Origin of the sequence: Pseudooctadecabacter jejudonensis (assembly GCF_900172275.1) — a bacterium.
Lineage (GTDB): Bacteria > Pseudomonadota > Alphaproteobacteria > Rhodobacterales > Rhodobacteraceae > Octadecabacter > Octadecabacter jejudonensis.
Genome location: NZ_FWFT01000001.1, coordinates 89,005 through 114,471, shown reverse-complemented (window position 1 = coordinate 114,471; position 25,467 = coordinate 89,005). Strand labels below are relative to the sequence as shown.

Annotated in this window: 25 protein-coding genes, 4 tRNA genes and 1 riboswitch; of the genes, 16 read left to right on the top strand and 13 right to left on the bottom strand. The window is 60.6% G+C overall.

Annotation, left to right across the window (positions count from 1 at the left end; all coding sequences use genetic code 11):
* Positions 1-107 precede the first annotated feature (107 nt).
* The 3 genes from ispG to hemA all read right to left on the bottom strand — a co-directional run bounded on the left by ispG (position 108) and on the right by hemA (position 3,880).
* The gene (gene ispG / locus PSJ8397_RS00575) at positions 108-1,229 is read right to left on the bottom strand and encodes a flavodoxin-dependent (E)-4-hydroxy-3-methylbut-2-enyl-diphosphate synthase (protein ID WP_085862629.1); all 1,122 of its coding nucleotides are present in this window, start codon (positions 1,227-1,229) and stop codon (positions 108-110) included.
* Positions 1,230-1,323: 94 nt separating this feature from the next.
* Complete coding sequence (locus PSJ8397_RS00570; protein WP_085862628.1) at positions 1,324-2,547, bottom strand: helix-turn-helix domain-containing protein; 1,224 nt, start codon at positions 2,545-2,547, stop codon at positions 1,324-1,326.
* A gap of 109 nt (positions 2,548-2,656) precedes the next feature.
* Positions 2,657-3,880, bottom strand: a complete 1,224-nt coding sequence (gene hemA, locus PSJ8397_RS00565; RefSeq protein WP_085862627.1) for a 5-aminolevulinate synthase — start codon at positions 3,878-3,880, stop codon at positions 2,657-2,659.
* A 235-nt stretch (positions 3,881-4,115) separates the two neighbouring features.
* Here hemA and PSJ8397_RS00560 point away from each other — a divergent pair, with 235 nt between their 5' ends.
* The 5 genes from PSJ8397_RS00560 (at position 4,116) to PSJ8397_RS00555 (ending at position 7,545) form a co-directional block, all read left to right on the top strand.
* Complete coding sequence (locus PSJ8397_RS00560; protein ID WP_085862625.1) at positions 4,116-5,504, top strand: M20/M25/M40 family metallo-hydrolase; 1,389 nt, start codon at positions 4,116-4,118, stop codon at positions 5,502-5,504.
* The gene (locus tag PSJ8397_RS16965; RefSeq protein WP_159453071.1) at positions 5,501-5,656 is read left to right on the top strand and encodes a hypothetical protein; all 156 of its coding nucleotides are present in this window, start codon (positions 5,501-5,503) and stop codon (positions 5,654-5,656) included. Before PSJ8397_RS00560 ends, PSJ8397_RS16965 begins: the two co-directional genes overlap by 4 nt.
* Entirely contained in the window at positions 5,653-5,808 is a 156-nt protein-coding gene (locus PSJ8397_RS16960; protein WP_159453071.1) for a hypothetical protein, read from the top strand. The genes PSJ8397_RS16965 and PSJ8397_RS16960 overlap by 4 nt, the downstream gene beginning before the upstream one ends.
* Complete coding sequence (locus tag PSJ8397_RS16955) at positions 5,805-5,960, top strand: hypothetical protein (protein WP_159453071.1); 156 nt, start codon at positions 5,805-5,807, stop codon at positions 5,958-5,960. Before PSJ8397_RS16960 ends, PSJ8397_RS16955 begins: the two co-directional genes overlap by 4 nt.
* Before the next feature lie 268 nt (positions 5,961-6,228).
* Positions 6,229-7,545 (top strand): S41 family peptidase, encoded by a 1,317-nt coding sequence (locus PSJ8397_RS00555; protein ID WP_085862623.1) that lies wholly within the window; start codon positions 6,229-6,231, stop codon positions 7,543-7,545.
* 101 nt (positions 7,546-7,646) lie between these two features.
* Here the strand turns inward: PSJ8397_RS00555 and PSJ8397_RS00550 are convergent.
* Both PSJ8397_RS00550 and PSJ8397_RS00545 read right to left on the bottom strand, forming a co-directional pair.
* A tRNA-Asp gene (locus tag PSJ8397_RS00550) sits at positions 7,647-7,723 on the bottom strand.
* Positions 7,724-7,777: 54 nt separating this feature from the next.
* A tRNA-Asp gene (locus tag PSJ8397_RS00545) sits at positions 7,778-7,854 on the bottom strand.
* Positions 7,855-8,087: 233 nt separating this feature from the next.
* On the opposite strand from PSJ8397_RS00545, the gene PSJ8397_RS00540 reads away from it, so the two are divergent.
* Positions 8,088-8,855: a polysaccharide deacetylase family protein gene (locus tag PSJ8397_RS00540; RefSeq protein ID WP_085862621.1), complete on the top strand. Its 768-nt coding sequence runs from the start codon at positions 8,088-8,090 to the stop codon at positions 8,853-8,855.
* 92 nt (positions 8,856-8,947) lie between these two features.
* On the opposite strand, the gene PSJ8397_RS00535 is transcribed toward PSJ8397_RS00540, so the two are convergent.
* Complete coding sequence (locus tag PSJ8397_RS00535) at positions 8,948-9,886, bottom strand: pirin family protein (RefSeq protein ID WP_085862619.1); 939 nt, start codon at positions 9,884-9,886, stop codon at positions 8,948-8,950.
* Positions 9,887-10,087: 201 nt separating this feature from the next.
* Between PSJ8397_RS00535 and PSJ8397_RS00530 the strand changes: the two genes are divergently transcribed.
* The 4 genes from PSJ8397_RS00530 to PSJ8397_RS00510 all read left to right on the top strand — a co-directional run bounded on the left by PSJ8397_RS00530 (position 10,088) and on the right by PSJ8397_RS00510 (position 14,485).
* A complete protein-coding gene (locus tag PSJ8397_RS00530; protein ID WP_085862617.1) occupies positions 10,088-12,226 on the top strand; it encodes a DEAD/DEAH box helicase in 2,139 nt (712 codons plus the stop codon).
* Positions 12,227-12,568: 342 nt separating this feature from the next.
* Positions 12,569-13,603 (top strand): GSCFA domain-containing protein, encoded by a 1,035-nt coding sequence (locus tag PSJ8397_RS00520; RefSeq protein WP_085862613.1) that lies wholly within the window; start codon positions 12,569-12,571, stop codon positions 13,601-13,603.
* Complete coding sequence (locus PSJ8397_RS00515; protein WP_085862611.1) at positions 13,604-13,882, top strand: hypothetical protein; 279 nt, start codon at positions 13,604-13,606, stop codon at positions 13,880-13,882.
* A 369-nt stretch (positions 13,883-14,251) separates the two neighbouring features.
* Positions 14,252-14,485 (top strand): hypothetical protein, encoded by a 234-nt coding sequence (locus PSJ8397_RS00510; RefSeq protein WP_085862609.1) that lies wholly within the window; start codon positions 14,252-14,254, stop codon positions 14,483-14,485.
* Between the two features lie 139 nt (positions 14,486-14,624).
* Here PSJ8397_RS00510 and PSJ8397_RS00505 read toward each other — a convergent pair.
* Both PSJ8397_RS00505 and PSJ8397_RS00500 read right to left on the bottom strand, forming a co-directional pair.
* Positions 14,625-14,700: transfer RNA gene (locus PSJ8397_RS00505), tRNA-Val, on the bottom strand.
* Between the two features lie 88 nt (positions 14,701-14,788).
* Positions 14,789-15,349, bottom strand: a complete 561-nt coding sequence (locus PSJ8397_RS00500; protein ID WP_085862608.1) for a histidine phosphatase family protein — start codon at positions 15,347-15,349, stop codon at positions 14,789-14,791.
* Positions 15,350-15,476: 127 nt separating this feature from the next.
* A riboswitch (glycine riboswitch) is annotated at positions 15,477-15,577 on the top strand.
* Between the two features lie 142 nt (positions 15,578-15,719).
* Here PSJ8397_RS00500 and PSJ8397_RS00495 point away from each other — a divergent pair.
* Positions 15,720-16,970, top strand: a complete 1,251-nt coding sequence (locus PSJ8397_RS00495) for a D-amino acid dehydrogenase (RefSeq protein WP_085862607.1) — start codon at positions 15,720-15,722, stop codon at positions 16,968-16,970.
* A gap of 111 nt (positions 16,971-17,081) precedes the next feature.
* Here PSJ8397_RS00495 and PSJ8397_RS00490 read toward each other — a convergent pair.
* Positions 17,082-17,156, bottom strand: a tRNA-Val gene (locus PSJ8397_RS00490).
* Between the two features lie 20 nt (positions 17,157-17,176).
* Complete coding sequence (locus tag PSJ8397_RS00485; RefSeq protein WP_085862605.1) at positions 17,177-17,641, bottom strand: HU family DNA-binding protein; 465 nt, start codon at positions 17,639-17,641, stop codon at positions 17,177-17,179.
* A gap of 199 nt (positions 17,642-17,840) precedes the next feature.
* Between PSJ8397_RS00485 and PSJ8397_RS00480 the strand changes: the two genes are divergently transcribed.
* Complete coding sequence (locus PSJ8397_RS00480; RefSeq protein ID WP_085862604.1) at positions 17,841-18,293, top strand: tail fiber domain-containing protein; 453 nt, start codon at positions 17,841-17,843, stop codon at positions 18,291-18,293.
* A 75-nt stretch (positions 18,294-18,368) separates the two neighbouring features.
* On the opposite strand, the gene lon is transcribed toward PSJ8397_RS00480, so the two are convergent.
* The 3 genes from lon to tgt all read right to left on the bottom strand — a co-directional run bounded on the left by lon (position 18,369) and on the right by tgt (position 22,794).
* Positions 18,369-20,780 carry an endopeptidase La gene (gene lon, locus PSJ8397_RS00475; RefSeq protein WP_085862602.1) on the bottom strand — a complete coding sequence of 804 codons (2,412 nt, stop codon included), beginning with the start codon at positions 20,778-20,780 and terminating at the stop codon, positions 18,369-18,371.
* A 344-nt stretch (positions 20,781-21,124) separates the two neighbouring features.
* A complete protein-coding gene (locus PSJ8397_RS00470; RefSeq protein WP_085862601.1) occupies positions 21,125-21,667 on the bottom strand; it encodes a hypothetical protein in 543 nt (180 codons plus the stop codon).
* Positions 21,664-22,794: a tRNA guanosine(34) transglycosylase Tgt gene (gene tgt / locus PSJ8397_RS00465; RefSeq protein WP_085862600.1), complete on the bottom strand. Its 1,131-nt coding sequence runs from the start codon at positions 22,792-22,794 to the stop codon at positions 21,664-21,666. The genes PSJ8397_RS00470 and tgt overlap by 4 nt, the downstream gene beginning before the upstream one ends.
* 61 nt (positions 22,795-22,855) lie before the next feature.
* On the opposite strand from tgt, the gene rimK reads away from it, so the two are divergent.
* The 4 genes from rimK to PSJ8397_RS00445 all read left to right on the top strand — a co-directional run bounded on the left by rimK (position 22,856) and on the right by PSJ8397_RS00445 (position 25,467).
* Complete coding sequence (rimK, locus tag PSJ8397_RS00460; RefSeq protein ID WP_085862599.1) at positions 22,856-24,253, top strand: 30S ribosomal protein S6--L-glutamate ligase; 1,398 nt, start codon at positions 22,856-22,858, stop codon at positions 24,251-24,253.
* A 114-nt stretch (positions 24,254-24,367) separates the two neighbouring features.
* Complete coding sequence (locus PSJ8397_RS00455; RefSeq protein ID WP_085862598.1) at positions 24,368-24,754, top strand: SUF system Fe-S cluster assembly protein; 387 nt, start codon at positions 24,368-24,370, stop codon at positions 24,752-24,754.
* A 27-nt stretch (positions 24,755-24,781) separates the two neighbouring features.
* A complete protein-coding gene (locus PSJ8397_RS00450) occupies positions 24,782-25,147 on the top strand; it encodes a HesB/IscA family protein (protein ID WP_085862596.1) in 366 nt (121 codons plus the stop codon).
* Entirely contained in the window at positions 25,144-25,467 is a 324-nt protein-coding gene (locus tag PSJ8397_RS00445) for a TfoX/Sxy family protein (protein WP_085862595.1), read from the top strand. Before PSJ8397_RS00450 ends, PSJ8397_RS00445 begins: the two co-directional genes overlap by 4 nt.

Below are 25,467 nucleotides of genomic sequence, written 5' to 3'. Positions count from 1 at the left end.
CCTAATGTTCTACGTCGGCTGAAGTGCGCACCGCTGTTTAGTAGCCTCACTATATATTTGCGCGCACAGCGCGCTTGGGTCGGATTTACGAAGTAAATTCGAAATCCCTACTCCGCAGCTTCCGCTGCAGCGTCAAGTTCAGCCGCTTTCGCTTCAACCTGTTCCACGATGTGATCCACCATCTGATCGTTGTTCAGCTTATGGCTCTGTTTGCCTGCCAAATAGACCATACCGGATCCGTTGCCCCCGCCGGTGAAGCCCACATCGGTCATCAGTGCCTCACCCGGACCATTCACAACGCAGCCAATGATCGACAGGCTCATCGGGGTCTTGATGTGTTCCAGACGTTTTTCCAACTTTTCGACCGTCTTAATCACGTCAAATCCCTGACGCGCGCAGCTGGGGCATGAGATGATATTGACGCCGCGGTGGCGCAATCCGAGGGACTTCAAGATCTCGTAACCGACTTTGACCTCTTCCACCGGATCCGCGGACAGGCTCACACGGATGGTGTCACCAATCCCCATCCACAGCAAATTACCAAGCCCGATCGCTGATTTGATCGTGCCTGACGTCAAACCACCAGCCTCTGTGATGCCCAGGTGAATGGGCGCGTCCGTTTGCTCCGCCAACTGTTGATAGGCGGCGGCGGCCATAAACACATCGGACGCCTTACAGCTGATCTTGAACTCGTGGAAATCATTGTCCTGCAAAATCTTGATATGATCGAGCCCGCTTTCCACCATCGCATCGGGCGTGGGCTCTCCGTATTTATCAAGAAGGTGCTTTTCCAACGATCCGGCGTTCACCCCAATCCGGATGGAGCAATTGTGGTCGCGGGCGGCTTTGATCACCTCTTTCACGCGGTCCTCGGACCCGATGTTGCCAGGGTTGATGCGTAGACATGCGGCGCCCGCCTCGGCGGCCTCGATCCCTCGTTTATAGTGGAAATGGATATCGGCCACGATCGGCACTGGGCTTTCCGCACAGATTTCCTTCAACGCGCGTGACGAGTCTTCATCCGGCACCGAGATCCGGACGATATCAGCCCCAGCCTCCGCCGCGGCCTGCACCTGTGCAATCGTCGCTTTGACGTCCGGTGTCAGCGTGTTCGTCATCGTCTGAACCGTGATCGGTGCGCCGCCGCCCACGGGCACATTGCCCACCATGATCTGGCGGCTTTCACGGCGATAAATGTTGCGCCACGGACGAATATGATTGAGGGACATGGGCCACCTGTCAGGTTTGCGTTACAGCCAACCTAGTCGCAGCAAAGGCGCGGGGCAACGGTCTGCGACAGATTGCGCGGTCAAATTTACAGAATTAGGGGCACACAAACTCGGACGAGATCCCGGCAACCTGAATTTCGCCCTGTTGGGCCAATCCGCAGAAATCGCTGTCGGCGGCCGGATCCGCCTGCGCATAGACCTGCGTCAGGTTTTCGACAGACAGGGCAACATTGGATGTCACCTGACCACGCGGGCCGACAGGGCCGTAGTGGTCGCCGTTTACTGCGAAATAAACCGCACCAGACTCACCAATCCGCAAGGTGGCGGGTTCTTCGGTTTGCGGCACATCAAAGGTGTCGCCGGCTGTCATCACCGCCTCGTAGATCACAGACCCGTCCGCAGACCGCACGCGCACCCATGCATCGCGCACCGCGACCAGTTGAACACCAGGGCGGGCCGGTTCGGTCACTTGAACCGACGTCGGCTCAACCAACGGGGCGCCATCCACCGCGGCCTCAGCCAACAGGCCGGGCCGTTCTTGCGCGGTTGGCGCCAAAACACCACCCTGACGGGGATCAAGCGTTGCAATCGGACCATCACGGGGCACCAACACCGGCGCATCAAGGGCCTGCGGGCGATACAAACGATCGAGAGCTTCGGTCGTCGGCGCATCAAACCCGGCCACCACATCAACCCCCGCGGTCGCAGCCCCAAGGCCGCCGCCCGCCAGCGGGTCAATATCCGCGATAACGGTCGGTGTGTTTTCGACGGGCGCCAGTTGCACCTTCTGGACCTCTTGCAGAACCGTCCAGCCGCCATAGCCCAGCCCGCCGATCAGCGCCAAAAGCACCATGAGGGAGCCCACGGCGCGGGGTTCAACACTGGCGAACATCGTGTCATTGGCGGGCACGAAAGGCGTGGCCGGTGTCGCAAAGATATCTTTTTCAAACGGTGCAGGTGCCGACTTGACGGGTTTCGCGCCGCTGGCTTGTTCGGACATCCCGTGGGCCGTCGCGAACCCGCTTTCGGTGCAGAACGTATCAAACGCCCAATCGGGATCCATGTTCAGGTAGCGCGCATAGGACCGCACGTAGCCTGCGATAAAGCCGGGCGTGTCAAACGCCGTGGGGTCGGAATTTTCGATGGCGGCAATATAGGCTGCTTTGATCTTCAGTTCCCGCTGCACATCCAACAGGCTTTTGCCCAAGGTGGCGCGTTCCCCCCGCATCAGATCACCCAGACGCAATTCGAAAGCGTCAAAGCCGGTCGGCTCGACGATCTCTTCGTGCTTTGCGCGTCTGAATCCCCTGCGGATCATCCGTACCCTTTTCCGTCACTGCCCCAAAAGGGCCGACCCGATTCGTTAATAGGTCGATCCCTTAACAGATCCTTAGCACATCACGAATTGTTTTGCACATGCAGAGAAATCAACCGGCCAGTTCGGCACGATTCAGCGCACAATGGGACCACAGCGCATCAAGGGCATGGACAAGCGCGTCCATCTCCCGGGGGCCATGCACAGGCGACGGCGTAAACCGCAGCCGTTCCGTGCCCCGCGGCACGGTGGGGAAGTTGATGGGCTGCACGTAGATGCCGTGATCTTGCAACAACATGTCCGACAGTTTCTGGGTGTGAACAGGGTCGCCCACAATCAGCGGCACGATATGGCTGCCGTGATCAATGATCGGCAACCCAAGCCCTCGCAAACGCGTCTTGAGGATCTTGGCCTGGGTCTGTTGCTGATCGCGCAGCGCCTGATCGCCCTTCAGATGTGCAACAGACGCAGCGGCCCCTGCAGCCACCGCAGGCGGCAAAGACGTCGTAAAGATAAAGCCCGGCGCATAAGACCGCACCGCATCGCACATCTTGGCGCTGGCCGCGATATAGCCGCCCATCACGCCAAAAGCCTTGGCCAAAGTGCCGTTGATGATGTCGATCCGCTGGGACAATCCATCACGCTCTGCAATGCCGCCGCCCCGCGCGCCATACATGCCCACGGCATGCACCTCATCCAGATAGGTCAGCGCGCCAAATTCATCCGCCAGATCACACATCGCTCGCAGCGGGCCAAAATCACCGTCCATGGAATAAACAGATTCGAACGCGATCAACTTCGGCGCCGCTGGATCATCTGCCGCCAGCTTGGCGCGCAAATCGTCCAGATCGTTGTGCTTGAAAATACGTTTCTCTCCGCCGTTGCGGCGAATGCCCTCAATCATCGACGCGTGGTTCAGCTCGTCCGAATAAATGATCAGGCCGGGAAACAGGCGCGGCAAGGTGGACAACGTCGCATCATTGGCAATGTAGGCAGAGGTGAACAACAACGCCTCTTCCTTGCCATGCAAATCCGCAAGCTCCGCCTCAAGACGTTTGTGATAGACCGTCGTGCCCGAAATATTCCGCGTCCCACCGGATCCCGCGCCCGTCGCATCAATCGCCTCATGCATGGCATCCAGAACAACCGGATGCTGGCCCATCCCAAGGTAATCGTTGCCGCACCACACCGTGATGTCCTGCTTGGCGCCATCGGGCCGCGTCCACACCGCGTGCGGGTACTGCCCTTTCTGACGTTCAATATCAATGAACGTCCGGTAGCGGCCTTCGTCATGCAGGCGTTGCAGGGCACGGTCGAGTTTTGCGTCAAAATCCAAGCGTCTGTCCTCATATATTGGGGCTTTCACCACGAAAGCAGAGGTTTCATAGGCACATATAGTCCCCGTTTTGATCAGGCAACACTTGGAATGTCTCTAAACTCCGCCTGTTACCCTCTGTCGCAGCCTATCCGCGACGCATATCGGCAACTTTGATCCAGATCAGGGATCCGGTTGACGCGCAGGCCACATCTGCCACTCTGCCTGCCACGCCAAAGTTACCGGAGAATCCCCCATGTCCCTCGACGCCGTCCTCACCCAGATTGACACCGATCTTGACGCCGCACTGGACCGGCTCATGGGCCTCTTGCGGCTGCAATCGGTCTCCACCGATCCCGCTTATAAGGCCGAGGTCGACAAAGCCGCCGATTGGCTGGTCGAGGATCTCAAATCCCTGGGCGTGGACGCCTCCAAACGCCCCACACCAATGCACCCCATGGTGGTCGGCCATGTGGGCGACACGGGGCCGCATCTGCTGTTTTACGGCCACTACGATGTGCAACCCGTCGATCCGATCGCCTTGTGGGACCACGACCCGTTTGACCCCTTCATCGAAGACCGCACCACCCCGGACGGCAGCACCAAGAAAGTCATCCGCGGCCGCGGCACCTCCGATGACAAAGGCCAGCTGATGACCTTCATGGAGGCCTGCCGCGCGTGGAAGGCCGTGCATGGCACCCTGCCCTGCCGCATCACCTTCCTGTTTGAGGGCGAAGAAGAAACCGGCTCCCCCTCCCTCGTGCCCTTCATGCAAGAGAACGCCGACGAGTTGAAAGCCGACCTTGCCCTCATCTGCGACACCGGCATGGTCGCCCCCGGCGTGCCGTCGATTGCCAGCCAGCTGCGCGGGATGCTCAAGGACGAATTCACCCTGCACGGCCCCGCGATGGATCTGCACTCAGGCCACTACGGCGGCCCCGCCGTGAACCCCCTCAAGGAAATCAGCCGCATCATCGCCTCGTTTCACGATGACGAAGGCCGCGTGACGATTGCAGGCTTCTACGATGACGTGATCGAGATCGGCGACAATCTGAAAGCCCAATGGGACACCTGCGGCTTTGACGCCAAGGATTATATGGACAACGCAGGCCTCACGACCCCCGCCGGTGAGACAGGCTATTCCATCCTCGAACAGCAATGGTCGCGCCCCACGCTTGAAATCAACGGCCTCTGGGGCGGCTATCAGGGCGCGGGCTCCAAAACCGTGATTCCAGCAGAGGCCCACTGCAAAATCACCTGCCGACTGGTGGGCGACATGGACCCCGACGACATCCGCGACAAACTGCGCGCCCATGTTGAGGCTCAGTTGCGCCCCGACACGCGCGTTACCTGGGACAACGACCTCGAAGGTGCGCCGGCTTCGGTGATGAACACCGACCGGCCGGAATTCGAGGCCGCCCGCCAAGCCCTGACAGGCGAATGGAACCGCGAGGCCGTGTTTGTCGGCATGGGCGGCTCCATCCCCATCGCGGGCCACTTCAAAACGGTGCTCGACATGGACGCCATGCTGATCGGCTTTGCGTCTGAGGACGACCGCATCCACTCGCCCAACGAAAAATACGATGTGGAGGCGTTCCACAAAGGCATCCGTTCCTGGGCCCGCGTGCTGGAGGCCCTGTCGTGATCTCTCGCAACCGCAGCACATGGACCGCCTACGGGGGCTCCGCCCGTTCGGGCCTCAAACGGTCCACCGGACCGTTTGCCGCAACAGCGGACCGGCCCAAACTCCACAAAGGCATCCGTTCCTGGGCCCGCGTGCTGGAGGCCCTGTCGTGATCTCTCGCAATCGCAGCACATGGACCGCCTACGGGGGCTCCGCCCGTTCGGGCCTCAAACGGTCCACCGGACCGTTTGCCGCAACAGCGGACCGGCCCAAACTCCACAAAGGCATCCGTTCCTGGGCCCGCGTGCTGGAGGCCCTGTCGTGATCTCTCGCAATCGCAGCACATGGACCGCCTACGGGGGCTCCGCCCGTTCGGGCCTCAAACGGTCCACCGGACCGTTTGCCGCAACAGCGGACCGGCCCAAACTCCACAAAGGCATCCGTTCCTGGGCCCGCGTGCTGGAGGCCCTGTCGTGATCTCTCGCAATCGCAGCACATGGACCGCCTACGGGGGCGCCGCCCGTTCGGGCCTCAAACGGTCCACCGGACCGTTTGCCGCAACAGCGGACCGGCCCTAACTCCACAAAGGCATCCGTTCCTTGACGCGGTTATTGGACACCCTGTCGTAACCCTCCCCCTGATCCAACAGGCGCACCCCCCGCTTCTTTGGGTCAAAAATACCTAAATCCGCGGTCCGCGTCGTCGCGCCGTCCCCGCAGATCAAACAACACGAAACGAGGCCCCCATGCGCCTGATGCGCCAGCTCTGGATCACCCTTGCAGTACTCATGATCGCCTTCGTGGCCTCCTGGGTCTGGTATATGCCCGACAGCACCCAGCGCGGCGTCTGGCGCTCCCCCGAAAACGCGGCCCTCCTTCGCCTAACCCCCTTCACGGCCACGCTGTATTCCGAAACCTCGCAAAGCTGTGTCGAACAGCTCACCTTCCCCGCCCACCTCAAACTCGTCGAATGGGCCGAAGGCGCAGTGCTCACGGCCCAAGGCGACACCCTCACTCTGGCAGCCGACGGCATGTTGGACACGTGGGCCTTCACCCGTATCGACGCCCTCCCCGAAGGCTGCGGCCCAGCCCAGCCCGACACCGCCACCCCGCGTGAGGTCTTCGACACTCTCTGGCACGCCATGAACGACCACTATGCCTTCTTTGACCTCTACGGCGTGGATTGGGACGCCCGCCGCACCCTCGCCCCACCGCCTGTCGCCACAATGGGCGACGCCGCGCTCCAAGAACTGCTCATGACAACCCTTGCAGGCCTTGAGGATGGCCACGTGGGCCTTGCCACGCCGCGGGGCTACAGCTCACCCAAAACGCGCGAAGGCTGGCTCACGGCCTCCCCCACCTTCACCCGCAGCGCCCTCACGGACATCGCCCGCCAAACCATCGGCACGGATCTGACCCGCGTGGATCAAACCGCCATCGAATACACTCTACTGTCCAACGGCATCGGCTACGCGATCATTCCCTACATGGACATCAACACCCCCTTCGCCACCACCAGCGGCCCCGCCATGGCCTTGGCGTTCGAAGAGGTCGCGGACGCCTTTGCCGATGCCCGCGCAATCATCCTCGATCTGCGCTACAATCCGGGCGGCTCCGACACCGTGGCCTTCGGCATCGCCAGCCACTTCACCGCGACCGCCCTGCCTGTCTTTACCAAATCGACCCGCAGCGGCGCGGGCCAAACCGCGCCCTTCACCGCAGCCCTTGCCCCCTTCGACAACACGCCACTGGATCAACCTGTGCTGATCCTGACCTCGGAACTCACCGGATCGGCGGCGGAAATCTTCACCATGACGATGCAGGACCTGCCGCAGGTCACAACCATGGGCACCCCGACCTCCGGTGCGCTCTCTGACGTGCTTGAAGTGGTCTTGCCCAACGGCTGGTCGCTGGGCCTGTCGCATCAAACCTACCGCCAACTGGACGGGACATCCCCCGAAGGCGTGGGCCTTTTGCCCGACATCGCGGTTCCCGTGGACACAGACAGCCTTATGGCGGGGCAAGACATGACCCTGCGACGCGCCTTCGATCACCTGCGCTAACACGCGCCATCAAATGCTGCCCGACATCAAAAGCTGCCCGACATCAAAAGCTGATCGGCACCCCGAAAACTGCAAGGAACCCCAAATTTGAAAGGAGAAGATGGCGCGGTTGACGGGGCTCGAACCCGCGACCCCCGGCGTGACAGGCCGGTACTCTAACCAACTGAGCTACAACCGCGCATCGTGGTCCTGCCCGGACCAAGGGGCCTGAACCTCAGGCGGGGGACAGCGGTGGCGCGGTTGACGGGGCTCGAACCCGCGACCCCCGGCGTGACAGGCCGGTACTCTAACCATCTGAGCTACAACCGCCCACTGTCCGCTGATTTGCATCAACGTGAGGTGCTTCTAGGCAGGCAAGCCGAGGGCGTCAAGACAAGAACATCGCACAAATGCAGCTTTTCGCATCAACGTCCCCACAAGATACAGTAGGCCGCCACCACGCTCCCCCTATGAACACAGTGTTTTTCTAAAAAACCTTTGATTTCAAACAGGAATCCCCCCAACGCTTAGGACCGACGCGACACACCTCGGGGGAGGGTTCTATGACACAGCTTTCGCGCCGCCATCTTTTGGCGGCTGGTTTGGGCGGTTTGGCCGCCCCAATGATCGTGACACCGGCGCAGGCGCGCCCGCTGATCGCCCTGCCCAATGACATCGTGCAGTCCGATGTGGCGACAATCACGGCGGTGCGCACCCCCTCCCCCGTGGTCGCAATGACCTTCGACGACGGCCCCCATCCCACGCACACGCCGCGCCTTTTGGACATGCTGCGCGACCGGGGCCTGCGCGCGACCTTCTATTTGATCGGCAACCGCGTCGCAGCCTACCCAGCCCTCACCCGCCGCATTGCAGACGAAGGCCATGAAATTGGCAACCACAGCTGGTCCCACCCCTTTCTGGATCGTCATTCCGACGCCACCGTGATCCGTGAAATCGACCGCACCACCGATGCCATCTATCAGGTGACAGGCCGCCCGCCCGTCACCTTTCGTCCGCCCTACGGGTCCTTCACCCGGCGCCAACGCGGCTGGCTCAATGACGTCCGTCGCCTGCCCACAATCCTGTGGTCCGTCGACCCGCAGGACTGGCGCAGGCCGGGCGCCAATACCGTGGCCTCCCGCATCCTGCGCCACTCCCACCAAGGCGCGATCATCCTCAGCCACGACATCCACCGCGGCACAATCGACGCCATGCCCGCCACCCTCGATGGCCTGACCGCGCGCGGCCTGCACTTTGTCACCGTCAGCCAGATTATCGGCTGGCCACTCTGGCAAAACCGCAATTTCCGCCGCGTGACCCAATCCGGGTGATCCACACACAAACAGGGCGGCCAAAACGCACCGCCCTGCTTCTTTGGGTCAAAAATACCTGAATTCCGACGTCACAACACCCGCAACACCGGCTATTTTTCCGGCAAGGGAATGAATTCATCCGCATCCCCCACCGGCAGCTGAAACCGCCCATGGGCCCAATCCCCGGCACGCCAGGCTTCCTTGGCCGCATCGATCTTGTCTTTTGAGGACGCCACGAAATTCCACCAGATATGCCGTGGCCCATTCAACGTGGCCCCGCCCAAAATCATCAGCCGCGCACCGCCAGCGCCCGCCTTCAGGCTGATCCGGTCACCTGGTCGGAACACCATCATGCGGCCTGCGTCAAACACCTCACCCGCGACCTCAACCGACCCCGTCAGCACATAGACGCCGCGATCCTCATGATCATCGGGCAACGGGATCGACGCGCCCGCCTGCAACACCGCATCCAGATAAAACATCTCCGACGGGGTCTCGACCTGCGCGGTCTCACCGTAAGCGGACCCTAGGATCAAACGCACCTCTTTGCCCTCGCCCTCCATCATCGGCAAGTCTCCGGCAGCGGCATGAATGAACTCCGCCGGATCATCTTCCTTGTCTTCGGGCAGCGCGATCCACGACTGAATGCCAAACAGCGAATGAGGCGCCTCACGCACCGCGCCGTCCACCCGTTCCGAATGGGTGATGCCATGGCCCGCGATCATCAGGTTCACATCACCTGGATTGATCCAGCTGTCCGTGCCCAGACTGTCGCGGTGATGGATCGACCCGCGATGCAAATAGGTCACCGTCGCCAGACCAATATGAGGATGCGGGCGCACATCAATGCCCTGCCCGCTCAGAAACTCCGCCGGGCCCATCTGATCAAAGAAAATGAACGGTCCCACCATCTGGCGCTTCGGGGCAGGCAAGGCGCGGCGGACTTCGAACCCGCCCAAATCGCGCGCACGGGGCACAATCACCGTCTCAATGGCATCCACGGCGTCCCCTTTGGGACAATCCGGATCAAGGGCGGGGTTCCATGACATCAGACATCTCCTTTTGCTTGGTTTCCATATAGCACCGTGCACCCGCGCATCTAATCCGCAGCATTGATCACATTATGTGCGCCAAGGCACAGAAACGCGCCCCGCATCACCGCCCCCTATACAAGCCCCCCCCAAAGGCGTAAGGCCCCTGCAAACGCGTGTGGCAAAAGGCCCGCGATCCCTCAAGAACTGGAAATTCCCTTGAAACATGCCCTGAGCGAGGCGCTGGCCGCCAAAGGCTATGACACCCTCACCCCCGTGCAAGAGGCCGTGACCGCCCCCGACCTTGTGGGCCGCGACATGCTGGTCTCCGCGCAAACCGGGTCTGGCAAAACACTGGGCTTCGGTCTGGCCATTGCCCCGCGCCTCTTTGGGCAGGCCGAGGTCTTCGGCACAGCCTCATCCCCCCTCGCCCTCGTCATCGCACCGACCCGCGAACTGGCCCTGCAAGTCAAACGCGAACTGGCGTGGCTTTATGCCCAGGCGGGTGCCGTCATCGCCTCCACTGTGGGCGGCATGGACATGCGTGACGAACGCCGTGCGCTGGCGCGCGGCGCCCATGTGGTTGTGGCCACCCCGGGCCGCCTGCGCGACCATATCATGCGCGGCACGATTGATCTGTCGGCCCTGCAGGCGGTGGTGCTGGATGAGGCGGACGAAATGCTGGATCTGGGCTTTCGCGAAGATCTGGAATTCATCCTTGATGAAGCGCCAAGTGACCGCCAGACCCTGCTGTTCTCGGCCACCGTGCCCAATGCCATCGCCAAACTGGCGCAGCGCTACCAAAACAACGCCGAACGCATCGCCACAACCACGGGCGAAAAGCAACACGCCGACATCGACTATATGGCCTACCGCGTGGCCCCCCGCGACGTGGAAAACGCCATCATCAACGTGCTGCGGTTCTATGAGGCCCCGAACGCCATCGTGTTCTGCAACACCCGCGCCACCGTCAACCGCATGACCACCCGCCTCAGCAATCGGGGCTTTTCCGTCGTGGCCCTCTCGGGGGAGCTGACGCAGTCCGAACGCACCAATGCCCTTCAGGCCATGCGCGACGGACGTGCACGGGTTTGCGTGGCCACAGACGTGGCCGCCCGCGGCATTGACCTGCCCAACCTGGATCTGGTCATTCACGCTGAACTGCCCACCAACCAGGAAACGCTGCTGCACCGCTCCGGCCGGACAGGCCGCGCGGGCCGCCAGGGCGTCTCCGCGCTGATCGTGCCGCCTGCGGTGCACAAGAAGGCAAACCGCCTGCTGGGCTGGGCGAAACTCACCGCCACCTGGGCCGAAGCCCCCTCAGCCGAGGCCGTGATCGCCCGCGACGAAGACCGCATGTTGTCCGACACCGACTGGTCCGCCGATATCGACGGATCGAGCGCCGACACCGTGGCCCAGCTGGCAGACCGCTTCACGACCGAACAACTCGCCGCGGCCTACGTCCGTCTTTGGCGTGAAAAGCACACCGCCCCGGAGGAGCTGTCGGACGTCCACGAGGCCCCCAAACCCCGCACGGCCTTTGGCCCCAGCGTGTGGTTTTCCCTGCCCGGCGGGCGCGACGCCGGGGCCGAGCCACGCCGCCTGCTGCCGATGCTTTGCAAAATGGGCAACATCACAAAAGACGACATCGGCGCCATCCGCATTCAGGACGATCAAAGCTTTATCGAGGTCCGCAAAGAGGCCGTGCCCACACTTAAGGCGGCTTTGGATCAGGACATGACACTCGAAAATGGCGCGCCCCTGACCGAATTGGACAGCGCCCCGCAGATCGCCTCCGGCCCACGGCCCAAGCCTGGCCCAAGGCCAAAGGCAGGCGCAGGACGCCCGAAAAAACCATCGACCCCACCGGTCGATTGGAACGACGCCCCCGCCCCCAAGGCCAAAAAGCCCAAAGGCAAACCAAAAGATGCACCGCACCGCGCCAAAGGCCCGAAGCCTTCGGATGACACGATCGAACCCATCCGCCCGCGCAAGCCCCGTGACGACAAACCCCGTGGCGACAAACCTCGCGGAGACACCCCCCGTGGGGACAAGCCGGCCCGCGGGAAGCCTTATGAGGGCAAGCCAAAAGGCGCAAAGCCCACGACCGGGAAAAACAAGGGGGGCAAACCACCCTTCAAAGGCAAAGACGGCCCATCCAAGGACGCCGGCGGCAAGCCGCACCGCAAGGGCAACAGCGACCCATCCAAACGCGCGCGTCCCCCTGAAGGCACAGACCGCAAGGGCCCACCGCCCCCCAAGGGCAAAGCCTCCAGCAAGAAAAACCGCGCCCGCGCTGCTGCAACCAAGCAAGGCGGCATGGCCGCACCGCGCAAACCGCGTGGCAAGGGGGCCTAAAATTCCGGAATTTTAGGGCCTCCGGCTGGAGTTTTTCGGGTCAGATGAAAACAAAGCACTGAAATGCGTTGCGACACCTCCGGAGGGTCGCGGCGCAAGAAAACCCAAGAAAACTCGGGATATCCAAGGCCGTCAGTGCCTTTCGAAACATTAACAGTTCGGCACACTCTCCGCCGTTACCGGCCAAAATGCTCTGGGCGACCTCGCATTTCATAAAGACCTGCATGTGGACTGTGCAGGGCGGCTCAAGACGCCCACCTCAGACAGAAGTTTCGGAGGTGGATTTCCACCCAAGATCCCAATATGAAGACATGACCTCTAAATCAGTCCAAGGCAATTGCAATGACTAACCCTTGGGACGCCCTTGAGCCAAAAGCGTTCTGGAAACTTTCGATGGCTGGGACTGAGGAGGCGGTCTTGCCGTGGCCTGCCCAAATCTTCCCCTTCTCAAGGCGGGACCGAATTGCGACCGCAGGCAGCTGCTTTGCCCAAAATGTTGCAAAATATCTGCGCGCGGCACCGGACGTCACTTTGATGGAGACCGAAACGCTCGAATACTCCGATCCCGTTTATTCTGGGCGATACGGCAACATCTATTCGCCCCGGCAAATGACTGAGCTTCTGGAGGAATGTCTGAAAGGGACACCAGATGCCAGTGCGCCCATTCTCCGCCGATCAGATGATCGCTACGTGGACGTCTTTCGCCCCTTCATGGCGCCCGACGGCTTTGAAACCGCTGAGGCCGTCCTGGCGGCACGGGCTGAACATCTCACCGCGATCCGCCCTATTTTCACAGAAGCGAGCATCTTCGTGTTCACCCTAGGACTGACCGAAGTCTGGTGCGCTGATCAGGGCGGCACAACCGGCCGCGCATATCCGGTGTGTCCTGGTGTCTATTCCGACGATTCCGATCGGCCCTATATATTCTGCAATCTTTCATTTGCGGAGACGTTGGCCGATACAACGCGTTTCCTTGACCGACTTGCAGACGTGAACCCCGGCGTGCGCGTGATCCTCACGGTCAGCCCGGTCCCGTTGACGGCGACGGCCTCGGGCGATCACGTGCTGACGGCCACGATGTTGTCCAAATCCATTTTGCGGGCGGTGGCGGGTGAACTCGCCGCAACACGCAATGATGTTGTCTACTTCCCATCCTACGAAATGGTGGCCAATCCCTTCGGCACCGCATCGGGGTACGAAGAGAACCGCCGCAGTGTGCGCCCCGATATTGTCGCCGCAATCATGGAGGTCTTCCGCGGTGCCTTTATTGAAGGTCGGACTGCGCCTGATGCACCGACGCCCGTGATAGAGGCCGGCGCGATCCCCGATGATGTCATTTGCGACGACGTCGAAATCGAAAAAAGCATGGGGTTCTGAATGCGCGCGCTCATCTATTCCAACTGCTCTTACACGACCTATACAACCTACCTGCAGGGGGCACAGCCTGATTGGGATGTGCGCGGTGTGTTCCGCGACACGGGGATCAGCTGGATCAAAGATGAGAACACTGCCTTTCTTGACTTCCTGAACGCGGCTGACCTTTTGCTCGGTTCACCGAACGTGCCCGAACTTGAAGGCCGCGTTCAAAAGCACACGGAATGTGTGCCCATGCCGGGCGTTTTTTTCGGGGGTATCACCCGGATACCGTTTGGATAAACGGCATCAATTCCCCGATGGAGAGCGGCGTCATCCATTCGCGTTTGGCGGCTGCAGGCTGGCTGTGCGGCAAGAGCCAAGCGGAGACAGTCGCGCTGTTTACCGCCAAACACTACGAGGCGGTGGGCTTTTTCGACATCTATGAGCAAGAAAAAAACGTCTGCTTCAGACATATGCCACGCAGAGTGGAATTGATATGTCAGCAGCCTTCGAAGAGTGGTCGAAGGGGGGAGTTTCATGCACACCCCCAATCACCCTTTGCCCCAAGTCCTTTTTGATCTCGCACAAGCGACATGTGCCTATTTTGGGATCCCTGATTAGCGTTCCGCCTCCGAAATCGCCACGGCCCGTGCAAATCTCAAAGACGGTTTGAGCACGGGGATCATCTGCCCGATCTATGCCGAGATCGCAGAGCATCTGGGAATCCCTGCTGAACCAGCGCAATGGCGCACCGCCACCAAATCGGGCGGGGTCTCTTTTGACCTAGAGGAAATGGTCGCGCGCAGTTTCGCGGCATTTGAGGCCGCACGGCCAGACAGCCGAACATCAATACGTGAGGCATTGGGCGGAGAGGCGGCCGTAGCGCGCTACGCAGCGGCCTGACATCCACCTTGCGTGCAAGGCGCTTTGTCAACGGGGAGTGGTGGGTCGTGAGAGGCTCGAACTCCCGACACAGGTGTGCTTTGACGCAGTCAAACGCGCCAACCGTCACTGGTTCGGCTCACATACACATCAAGGGGGGTGGTGGGTCGTGAGAGGCTCGAACTCCCGACATCTTCGGTGTAAACGAAGCGCTCTACCAACTGAGCTAACGACCCGATGGCGCGGGGTGTAGCCGCACTCTGGCATCAGTGCAAGGGATCAATCTGCGGAATTTTGAAGAAATCTGCAAAAGGCCCTGCCCCCTCATTCCAGCAGGGTTTGCACGCCATCCTTGATGTGGAACACACAGCCCTGACCGCCATGGACAGACGGTTTGGCCAGCGCGCCTTCGCCCACGATGATCGACCGGATCGCGCGGCTGGTGATGCCGTGAGTGATGATCACAGCGGGGCCCGTCAGATCGTCGAGGAAAGCCTGTGCGCGGGTCTGCAATGCCTCAAACCCTTCCCCGTTCGGGGCCATGGCATATTGCTGCATGTAGGGGTCGGGGCCGTCAGGCATCGGCAATTCATCGCGCAGCCGCGCGGACCAATCGCCCACGCCGATCTCGCGCAGGCGGATGTCGGTGTGAATGCTGTCCGCCAAACGCGCGCAAGCAATCGCTGCCGTCTGCACCGCACGCCCCGACGGGCTGGACCAGAACTCAAACCCCGAAAGGTCCCGGCTGCGCAAGATTTCTCCCTGACGGGCGGCGTCCATCTCACCCTTGGGGGTCAGCGGGGAATTCAGCCAGCCTTGCATACGGTTTTCGGCATTCCATTCGGTCTGCCCGTGGCGAAGAATATAAAGGTCCGGATAGCGCATGCTCCGCCCTACCCCAGCGCGCGGGCCTGCACCAGATGTGACCGCGCGTTGTGTGAACGGACCTCATGAAAATGTGTAACAGAATTCAGTTGAGTTTCCGATCGGAAACGCTCATAGCTGTCCCATATCCTCCCCCGCGGGAGAGACGCAGCCTGCCCCTGTTGCAGCGGTGCGCGCCGAAGGAGCAACGACCCGGAAACTCTCAGGCAAAAGGACCGCGGACCGGAGCCACAATCTGGAGAGCGGCAGGCAGCCCCTGCCCACCGAAGGAGGCGTTGCAGGCAAACCCCTGCGGCTACACTCTCAGGTCCAAGCGACAGATGGGGATGGACGGGCCACCGTCCGGATCTTTGCGCGAAAGGACCACCCCATGCGCCATATTGCCGTCATCGGCGCCGGGATCACCGGCATCACCACAGCCTACGCCCTGTTGAACCGCGGCTTCGACGTCACCGTCTTTGACAAAAACCGTTACGCCGCGATGGAGACATCTTTCGCCAACGGCGGCCAGCTGAGTGCCTCCAACGCCGAGGTCTGGACCCAATGGTCGACCATCTTCAAGGGCCTCAAATGGATGACCCAGCGCGGCGCGCCGCTGTTGGTGAACCCCAAGCCGTCGTGGCACAAATATTCGTGGATGGCGGAGTTTATGGGCAACATCCCCAACTACCGCGCCAACACTGTTGAAACCGTGCGGCTGGCGATCAAGGCGCGCGACCACCTCAAGGCGCACGCCGCGCGCGAAGGCTTCGCGTTTGATTGTGAACAGCGCGGCATCCTGCACGTCTACAACTGCAAACCGGATTTTGACCATGCCACCAAGGTCACGGGCCTGTTGGCTGAGGGCGGGCTGGAACGCCATGCCGTCACGGTGGATGAGATGCGCAAGATCGAACCTGCGTTGCAGGGCGATCTTTACGGCGGCTACTACACCGAAAGCGATTTTACCGGCGACATTCACGCCTATGCCCGCGGCCTCGGCGAGGCCTGCAAGCGGCGCGGCGTGGCCTTTCACTACGGCGCAGAGGTCGCGACGCTGACGTCGCGCACCCAAGGCGTCGATCTGGGCTGGGCCGACACGGGCGGGCGTCATGCGGACCACTTCGACGGCGTTGTGATTTGCGCCGGCTGCCGGTCCCGCGATCTGGCGCGCCAGGTGGGCGACCGCGTGAACATCTATCCCGTCAAAGGCTATTCAATCACCGTGAACATGTCCGACGATGCCAGCCGCGCCGCAGCACCTTGGGTGTCGTTGCTGGACGACAAAGCCAAAATCGTCACCTCACGGCTGGGCCCGGATCGGTTCCGCGTGGCGGGCACGGCGGAATTCAACGGCTACAACAAAGACATCCGCGACGACCGCATTCAGCCGCTGGTCAAATGGGTGGAACATCTTTTCCCGCAGGTCAGCACAGAACACGCGGTGCCTTGGGCGGGTTTGCGCCCGATGATGCCCAACATGATGCCCCGCGTGGGCGCGGGCAAACAGCCGGGCGTCTTTTACAACACCGGGCACGGCCATCTGGGCTGGACATTGTCAGCGGCCACAGCCGAACTGGTGGCAGACGATGTGCTCGCCCATGCAGGACCCCGCCTGCATGTGGCCGCAGCCGCCGAATAAAAACGCGAAAGGCCGGATCAAACGATCCGGCCTTTTCACACTCCGCAGGCTATTAACATCCCGCATACATTCTCACGCCCGCAGACTTTTTAAATTCCGGCGGTGGGAAAATGGTGGGTGATAAGAGATTTGAACTCCTGACATCTTCGATGTGAACGAAGCGCTCTACCACTGAGCTAATCACCCATCCGAACTGCGGTTTAGCGTTACTCCGCCGCCTCTGCAAGAGGCTGTTTGCCCGTCCCATCTTGCCCCCCGTCCTGACTGTTGGGTTGACGGATCTTGATGTTCATAACCGTCGCATTCGACAACTCTTTGGTGTTTTTGATCATAACCTTGCCCAAAGGCTGCAGGTTCATGTCCTCGCCGTCGGACAGCGCGCGCCCCATCACGGCCAACATGGCCTCAACCACGGGTTTGACGTCCTTCTTTTTCAGGCCGGTTTCGGTCACGATGCGGTCAATCAATTCCGGCTTTTTCACCGGTGCCTTCGCCACTTTGGGCTTTACGGTTTCAACGACAGTCGCCTTCGGGGCATGGACTTGCGCCGTCTGAGACACCTTCGCCGCTGTGGCCTTGGCCGGTTTGGCGGCGGTCTTCTTCACCGTGGCCGTTTTGGGTTTGGCGGCTGTTTTTGTGGTTTTGGTGGTCTTGGTGCTGCGCGCGGCCATGGGGAATGCTCCGGTGGGCGGGATCGGATTTGATCCCTGTTATTGTCCTCGTTTCGTAAACAATACTTAAAAACGCGGGCGAATACAGGCCCTAGTTTGCACAATCTCGCAGCCGGCGTGACCAAAAAACCAGAAGACGACTTGCCAGAGCGCAAGAATTAACGCAGCGTAAACCTCGTTCAACCTTGGGGGAATTGACATGAAAACGCACATTTTGGGCGCATCCTGCGCTGTCTTGATCGGCATCACATCAACCGTACAGGCCGGTGGGCTGGTCGAACCTGTGATGGAAACACCACCGTCCGTGGTGATTGCAGAAACCACGCCAAGCGGATCCCTGTCAGGCGAAATCCTGATCCCGCTGATCCTCGTGGCCCTTATCGCCGCCGCGATGTCCAGCAGCAGCGGAGGCGCAGAAGAGGTGTTCAGGATCAGCGACGCGCGCCTGAAAACCGATATTCACCCCGTAGGCCACGCAGCCAATGGCCTGCCTCTTTATCATTACCGCTATATTGGGGACAGCACCGTGTATGAAGGCGTGATGGCGCAAGACGTCCTGTCCCACACACCTGAGGCTGTGCAGGTCGGCCCTCGGGGTATCATGGCCGTGAATTATGATATGTTGGGTCTGACACTGAACGTCGTCGACTGATCCAACATTTTAAGGGTCAAGAAGCAAAGGGGCGCCCGCATCAGCGGACGCCCCTTTTTGATTTATTGCGGACACCTAGTGGGCTGTCAGACCCGCCCCGTCGCCCTGCCCGCGCAACGCGGCCTCAGCAGCGGCGGCCTCTTCGGCCTCCTGGTCCCACTCGATCGCTTCGGGGGCCGCGACAAGTGCGTGCTCCAACACCTCAGAGGCATGTTTGACCGCGATGATCTCAAGCCCCTCTTTCACGTTGTCGGGGATATCGGCCAAATCCTTGACGTTTTCCTCAGGGATAAGAACCGTTCTGATCCCGCCACGCAGGGCGGCCAGCAGTTTTTCCTTCAGCCCCCCGATCGGCATCGCGTTGCCGCGCAAGGACACCTCACCCGTCATGGCGATGTCCTTTCGCACGGGGATCCCCGTCAGCACGGACACAATCGCCGTGGTCATGGCCAGACCGGCAGACGGGCCATCCTTGGGCGTGGCCCCGTCGGGCACGTGCACGTGGATGTCCAGCTTGTCGAACTTCGGCGGCTTCACCCCGATTTGCGGGCTGATAGAGCGAACGTAGGACGAAGCGGCATCAATGGATTCCTTCATCACATCACCCAGCTTACCGGTCGTCTTCATCCGGCCCTTGCCCGGCAGACTGAGGGCTTCGATGTTGAGCAACTCACCCCCCACAGACGTATAGGCAAGACCGGTCACAACGCCGACCTGATCGGTTTCCTCGGCCAGCCCGAAACGGTGCTTTTTCACGCCAAGGAAGTCATCGATGTTGTCGCCGGTGACGACGACCTCTTCGACCTCTTTCTTGACGATCTTGGTCACCGCCTTGCGCGCCACCTTGGCAATCTCACGTTCCAGGTTCCGCACGCCCGCCTCGCGGGTGTAGTGCCGGATGATGGCCGTCAATGCGCTGTCCTCAAGCGTGAATTCACTGTCTTTGAGACCGTGGTTCTTCATCACCTTGCCCAGCAGATGCTGCTTGGCAATTTCGCGCTTTTCGTCCTCGGTGTAGCCCGACAGCGGGATGATCTCCATCCGGTCCAAGAGCGGCCCCGGCATGTTGTAGGAGTTCGAGGTGGTCAGGAACATCACATTCGACAGATCGTATTCAACCTCAAGGTAGTGGTCGACGAAGGTGCCGTTCTGTTCCGGATCCAACACTTCCAACATCGCAGACGCCGGATCTCCGCGGAAATCCTGCCCCATCTTGTCGATCTCATCCAACAAGATCAGAGGATTCGTCGTCTTGGCCTTTTTCAGCGCCTGAATGATCTTCCCGGGCATGGACCCGATGTAGGTCCGGCGGTGGCCGCGAATCTCAGATTCGTCGCGCACACCCCCAAGGGAGATGCGGATAAACTCACGCCCCGTGGCCTTGGCTACAGATTTCCCAAGCGAGGTCTTACCCACACCCGGAGGGCCCACAAGGCACATGATCGGCCCTTTGAGCTTTTTGGAGCGTTGCTGCACCGCCAGATATTCAACGATCCGTTCCTTGACCTTATCAAGACCATAGTGATCCGCATCGAGGATCGCTTCAGCGCGGCCAAGGTCCTTTTTCACGCGAGATTTTGTGCCCCACGGAATGGACAACATCCAATCCAGATAGTTGCGCACGACCGTGGCTTCGGCCGACATGGGCGACATGTTTTTCAGCTTTTTCAGCTCACCTTCGGCCTTTTCGCGGGCTTCTTTGGACAGCTTCGCCTCAGCGATTTTGCCCTCAAGTTCGGCCACTTCGCCTTCGCCGTCTTCGCCGTCGCCCAATTCCTTCTGAATGGCCTTCATCTGCTCATTCAGATAGTACTCGCGCTGGGTGCGCTCCATCTGGGTTTTGACGCGGGTCTTGATCTTTTTCTCGACCTTCAGCACCGACAATTCGCCCTGCATCAGCCCGTAGACCTTTTCGAGACGTTCGGACACGCTGAGCGTTTCCAACAACTCCTGTCGTTGGTTGACCTCGATGCCCAGATGACCTGCGACCAGATCGGCCAGCGTCGCGGCTTCGGTGGCCTCGGACACGGCGGACAATGCCTCTTCGGGGATGTTCTTTTTGACCTTGGCGTAGCGTTCAAACTCCTGCGCCACGGTGCGCGTCAAAGCCTCAATCGCGGACATGTCACCGGGCATTTCGGTGAGGTATTCGGCGCGGGCTTCAAAGAATTTGTCATTCTCAAGATATTCTGTGATGCGCACACGCGCAATGCCTTCGACCAGCACTTTGACCGTGCCGTCGGGCAATTTCAGCAGCTGCAGCACATTGGCCAGCACGCCGGCCTTGTAGATGCCTGTTGTCTCAGGATCATCCTCACCGGGGTCAATCTGACTGCTGAGAAGAATTTGCTTGTCGTCCTGCATCACCTCTTCGAGGGCGCTGACAGACTTTTCGCGTCCCACGAACAGCGGCACGACCATGTGGGGGAAGACCACGATGTCGCGCAGCGGCAGGACGGGGTAGGATGAACTCAATGGTTCTTGCATGCTCTGTTCCTTTGTTGGCAGAACGCGCCGTCCCTCTTTGAGGCAACGCCCGCGTCTCCGGCTTGGATTATAAAGATGGGGGTCTTGCGCCCGCTTTCAACCTGGATCCTGCCCAGGTCGGAGACAGAGTGCCCGTGTGGCCGCCCCGCTGCAAGGCAGCAATGGCGACAATTGTGGGGATAAGCCGTGAAAAACCCATAAGATTGCGGATGAATTTGTTTCGAATTGGCTGCGCCAATCCGATCCGCGCCGCTGCGCGGCGCAGATTTCAGGTATTTTTGACCCAAAGAAACGACACAAGGAGCCTGTTTGGCCCCCGCGTGACAGACTGCGATGTGGCGCCTTTAGGGGTTTTGGATGTCTGCGCTGGATGGCCGCATCAGGGCCGCCCCGGTCAGAAAGGCCAGCCCCCACTCGCCCGCCCATTCGCCGGTTTGCACCATGAGCATGGCATCGGAAAAATAGGGCAGAATGGTGGTGATTTGGCTGCGGCCGTCCTCGGTCGAAGCGGATCCGATGAATTGGATCAGGCTTTCGGGGCCGCAGGGTGTCAGCGACAGATCATCCGCGATCCCGTCCTGTTCGACTGTTGTCAGGATATCGTCGACCCAATCGACATCGCGGCGGTCTGGCGCGGGGCGCAGGTTCATGGTGTGCGCCTCCGTCTCCATGGGAAACTGAAGGGTCAGGTCGGCGCCCTGCGCCGAGGCTGTGCCTGTGACGGGTTGCGTCACCGACAGGGTTTCAAGCTCAACCGAGAGGGCACCCGTCAAGGACCACTCCCCCGACAGATGTCCCAGAATGACCTGCGGGTCAGTGACACCACACAGGCTTTCGGCCGAGGCAGCAGTGCTGAGGCCAACACATAAGATCGCGGCGCGGATCATAGCGGCTCAATATCCCCTGCTGCGCGACCTGCGTGAAAATCAGCCTCCCACGCGTCAAACGTGCCTGCGGCGATGGCCGCCCGCATGCCCTGCATAATGTCCTGAAAATAAGTCAGATTATGCCATGTCAGCAGCATGCCGGAGATCATTTCCTGACTGCGGAACACATGATGCAAATAGGCGCGCGAATAGTTGCGGCAGGCCGGGCAGCGGCAGGTGTCATCCAAGGGGCGCGGGTCATCGGCGTGGCGCGCATTCTTGATGTTGACCACGCCGTGGCGGGTGAACACCTGCCCCGTGCGCCCTGAACGCGACGGCAACACACAATCCATCATGTCGATGCCACGTTTGACGGCCCCCACAATGTCATCCGGTTTGCCCACGCCCATCAGGTAGCGCGGCTTGTCCACGGGCAACTGGCCGGGTGCGAAATCAAGACAGCCAAACATGGCCTCCTGTCCTTCCCCCACAGCAAGGCCGCCCACCGCGTAGCCCTCAAACCCGATCTGTTGCAAGGCTTCTGCGCTTTCTGCGCGCAGGTCTTCTTCAAGCCCGCCTTGCTGGATCCCGAACAGCGCATGTCCCGGCCTGTCCCCAAAGGCCGCGCGGCTGCGGTCTGCCCACCGCATGGACAGGCGCATGCTGTCTGCGATCCGCGACTTGTCCGCAGGCAGCGCCGGGCATTCATCAAAGCACATCACGATGTCGGAGCCCAAAAGGCGCTGAATCTCCATCGACGTCTCAGGGGACAGGACATGTTTCGACCCATCGATGTGGGATTTGAACGTCACGCCGTCCTCGGTCAGCTTGCGCAGGCCCGACAGGGACATCACCTGAAACCCACCTGAATCGGTCAAAATGGGCCGATCCCAATTCATAAACCGATGCAGCCCGCCCAAACGGTCAATCCGTTCTGCGGTGGGGCGCAACATCAAATGATAGGTGTTGCCGAGCAAGATATCCGCACCGGTCTCAGCCACGCTTTCCGGCATCATCGCCTTGACGGTCGCGGCGGTGCCCACGGGCATAAACGCAGGTGTGCGGACCTCACCCCGCGGGGTGCGGATCACGCCTGTGCGGGCCGCGCCATCTGTCTTTTGCAACTCGAACGAAAACGTGTTCTTCATGGATATCCTCATGTCTCACCCCGCTTCTGGGACAGAATGACACAAATGGAAAGGGCCACCGATGATCGATGACACAGCAATTCGCCTTGGATGGGAAGAATGGCTGGGCCTTCCGCAACTGGGCCTGCCGACCATCAAGGCCAAGGTGGACACGGGCGCGCGGACATCCGCCCTGCATGCCTTCGACATCGAAACCTTCGGCCCCGCGGCCCGCCCTAAGGTGCGTTTTGCCGTGCATCCGGTGCCCGGACGCGATGACCTGACAATCCCGTGTTCTGCCACGGTCGTTGACCGGCGGGAGGTCACATCCTCCAATGGTGAGGCCGAGATGCGCTATGTCATCGAAACCTTGCTGGATGCAGGCGACGGGCACAGCTGGCCCATCGAAGTGACGCTCACCGACCGGGGCGGCATGGCCTCGCGGATGTTGCTGGGCCGCCAGGCCCTGCGCGATGACGTCATCGTCCAGCCCAACGACAAATTCCTTCGGCCCGAGCGCAGCTACGACGTCTATTCCGCCAAAAAGATCAAGGCGGTGACACCCAAACGCGCCCTGCGCGTCGCCGTCCTCAGCCGTGAGCCCAACAATTATTCCACCCGGCGCATTGTGAATGCAGGCGAAGAACGCGGCCATGTGGTTGAAGTCATCGACACCACCCGCTGTTACATGGCCATCAATGCCCTCGCCCCCGAAATTCACTACGATGGCAAACGCCTGCCCCGCTATGACGCGGTCGTGCCGCGCATTGGGGCCACGGTCACGGCTTATGGCTGCGCTGTCCTGCGACAATTCGAAACCCTTGGCACCTATTGCGTCAACGGCTCGGACGGGATCACCGCCAGCCGTGACAAACTGCACGCCCATCAGGTGCTGGCCGCCCAAAAGATCGGCATGCCTACGACGGCCTTCGCCGCCTCGCCAAAGGACACATCCAATCTGATGGGGCTGGTCGGCACCGCCCCCCTCATCGTCAAACTGCTGGAATCAACCCAAGGCAAGGGGGTCGTTCTGGCGGAAACGAAAAAGGCCGCCGAATCCGTGATCGACGCCTTTCGGGGGCTGAAGGCCAATTTTCTGGTGCAGGATTTCGTCAAGGAAGCCGCCGGTGAGGACATCCGTTGTTTCGTCGTCGCAGGCAAAGTGGTGGCCGCCATGCGCCGCAAATCGGCAGGCGATGATTTCCGATCAAACCTGCACCGCGGCGGCACCGCTGAGGCCGTGAAAATCACCCCCGAAGAACGGCGCACTGCCGTGAAAGCCGCCAAGGCGTTCAATCTTTCGCTGGCCGGCGTGGATCTGCTGCGCTCCAAAGACGGGCCGAAAATCCTTGAGGTTAACTCATCCCCCGGCTTTGAAGGTATTGAAAAAGCGACCAAAAAGGACTTGGCCGGACTTGTGTTCGATCATATCGAAGCCTCCGTCAAACCTGTCCCCCTCAAGTCCAAACGCAAACTCTAGACCCGTGCTGCTCCGCCGACGGGCCCCGACATGCGGGCGGCACGGGCGCGCTGCCCTTTACGCCGCTGGGGCCAATCCCTATATGTTCAGTCAGGAATTAGGATAGGCTCTGAGATGACCGACCAAACACCCCCGCAAGACAGCGCGCACACCACCCCGATGGAGGGCACGCCGCTTATTCAGCCCTCAACCACCGATCATCCCCTCTATGACAATATCGTTGAGGCTTGCCGCACCGTTTATGATCCCGAAATTCCGGTGAACATCTACGACCTCGGCCTGATTTACACGATCGACATCAACGGCGAAAATGAGGTGCACATCAAAATGTCCCTCACCGCCCCGGGATGTCCCGTGGCTGGTGAAATGCCGGGCTGGGTGGCCGATGCGGTTGAACCGCTGGCCGGTGTCAAAACCGTGGATGTTGATCTGGTGTGGGAACCCCAATGGGGCATGGACATGATGTCGGACGAAGCGCGGCTTGAACTGGGCTTCATGTAGGCGCAGTGGTTTAAGAAAGGCCTCTAAATGTTTGGAATACCTGGAAAACAGGCGGTCACGATAACGGACAAGGCCGCAAGCCAAATCGCCAAACTGATGGAAAAGGACGGCCATCAGGGCTTGCGCATTGGCGTCAAAAAGGGCGGCTGCGCGGGCATGGAATACACCATGGACTACGTGACCGAAGTTGATCCGCTCGACGAAGTCGTTGAACAAGACGGTGCCCGCGTGATGATCGCCCCCATGGCGCAAATGTTCCTGTTCGGCACCGAAATTGACTATGAAATCAGCCTGTTGGAGGCCGGTTTCAAGTTCCGCAACCCCAACGTCACCGAAGCCTGCGGCTGCGGCGAATCCATCAAGTTTGACGATGCGCTGACCCCAAAACCATGAGTCTCAGCGACGCTGACGCAGCCCAAGCCCTTGAACTCTTTGACGGTCTTGGCGATCTCAGCACGCGCAAAATGATGGGTGGCCTGTGCATCTATCACCAAGGCACCATTTTCGCGATCATCCATCCCCACGGCGGCATCCTGATCAAAGGTGCTGGGCCTTTTGCCGCTGAGCTGACCGCCATGGGGCTGGAAAAATGGCATTACCTGCGCAAAGACGGCTCCCCTACGAACATGCCCTACTGGCACCTGCCCGATAGCGCTATGGATGACCCCGACGAGGCCGTGGATCTGGCCCGCCGCGCGCTTCAACATCTCTAG

What these genes read in the sequence shown, in the direction of transcription:
- ispG (WP_085862629.1), bottom strand. Translation starts at nt 1,229, where the DNA reads ATGTCCCTCAATCATATTCGTCCGTGGCGCAACATTTATCGCCGTGAA.
- PSJ8397_RS00570 (WP_085862628.1), bottom strand. Translation starts at nt 2,547, where the DNA reads ATGATCCGCAGGGGATTCAGACGCGCAAAGCACGAAGAGATCGTCGAG.
- PSJ8397_RS00560 (WP_085862625.1), top strand. Translation starts at nt 4,116, where the DNA reads ATGTCCCTCGACGCCGTCCTCACCCAGATTGACACCGATCTTGACGCC.
- PSJ8397_RS00555 (WP_085862623.1), top strand. Translation starts at nt 6,229, where the DNA reads ATGCGCCTGATGCGCCAGCTCTGGATCACCCTTGCAGTACTCATGATC.
- PSJ8397_RS00540 (WP_085862621.1), top strand. Translation starts at nt 8,088, where the DNA reads ATGACACAGCTTTCGCGCCGCCATCTTTTGGCGGCTGGTTTGGGCGGT.
- PSJ8397_RS00535 (WP_085862619.1), bottom strand. Translation starts at nt 9,886, where the DNA reads ATGTCATGGAACCCCGCCCTTGATCCGGATTGTCCCAAAGGGGACGCC.
- PSJ8397_RS00520 (WP_085862613.1), top strand. Translation starts at nt 12,569, where the DNA reads ATGACTAACCCTTGGGACGCCCTTGAGCCAAAAGCGTTCTGGAAACTT.
- PSJ8397_RS00515 (WP_085862611.1), top strand. Translation starts at nt 13,604, where the DNA reads ATGCGCGCGCTCATCTATTCCAACTGCTCTTACACGACCTATACAACC.
- PSJ8397_RS00500 (WP_085862608.1), bottom strand. Translation starts at nt 15,349, where the DNA reads ATGCGCTATCCGGACCTTTATATTCTTCGCCACGGGCAGACCGAATGG.
- PSJ8397_RS00495 (WP_085862607.1), top strand. Translation starts at nt 15,720, where the DNA reads ATGCGCCATATTGCCGTCATCGGCGCCGGGATCACCGGCATCACCACA.
- PSJ8397_RS00485 (WP_085862605.1), bottom strand. Translation starts at nt 17,641, where the DNA reads ATGGCCGCGCGCAGCACCAAGACCACCAAAACCACAAAAACAGCCGCC.
- PSJ8397_RS00480 (WP_085862604.1), top strand. Translation starts at nt 17,841, where the DNA reads ATGAAAACGCACATTTTGGGCGCATCCTGCGCTGTCTTGATCGGCATC.
- lon (WP_085862602.1), bottom strand. Translation starts at nt 20,780, where the DNA reads ATGCAAGAACCATTGAGTTCATCCTACCCCGTCCTGCCGCTGCGCGAC.
- PSJ8397_RS00470 (WP_085862601.1), bottom strand. Translation starts at nt 21,667, where the DNA reads ATGATCCGCGCCGCGATCTTATGTGTTGGCCTCAGCACTGCTGCCTCG.
- tgt (WP_085862600.1), bottom strand. Translation starts at nt 22,794, where the DNA reads ATGAAGAACACGTTTTCGTTCGAGTTGCAAAAGACAGATGGCGCGGCC.
- rimK (WP_085862599.1), top strand. Translation starts at nt 22,856, where the DNA reads ATGATCGATGACACAGCAATTCGCCTTGGATGGGAAGAATGGCTGGGC.
- PSJ8397_RS00455 (WP_085862598.1), top strand. Translation starts at nt 24,368, where the DNA reads ATGACCGACCAAACACCCCCGCAAGACAGCGCGCACACCACCCCGATG.
- PSJ8397_RS00450 (WP_085862596.1), top strand. Translation starts at nt 24,782, where the DNA reads ATGTTTGGAATACCTGGAAAACAGGCGGTCACGATAACGGACAAGGCC.
- PSJ8397_RS00445 (WP_085862595.1), top strand. Translation starts at nt 25,144, where the DNA reads ATGAGTCTCAGCGACGCTGACGCAGCCCAAGCCCTTGAACTCTTTGAC.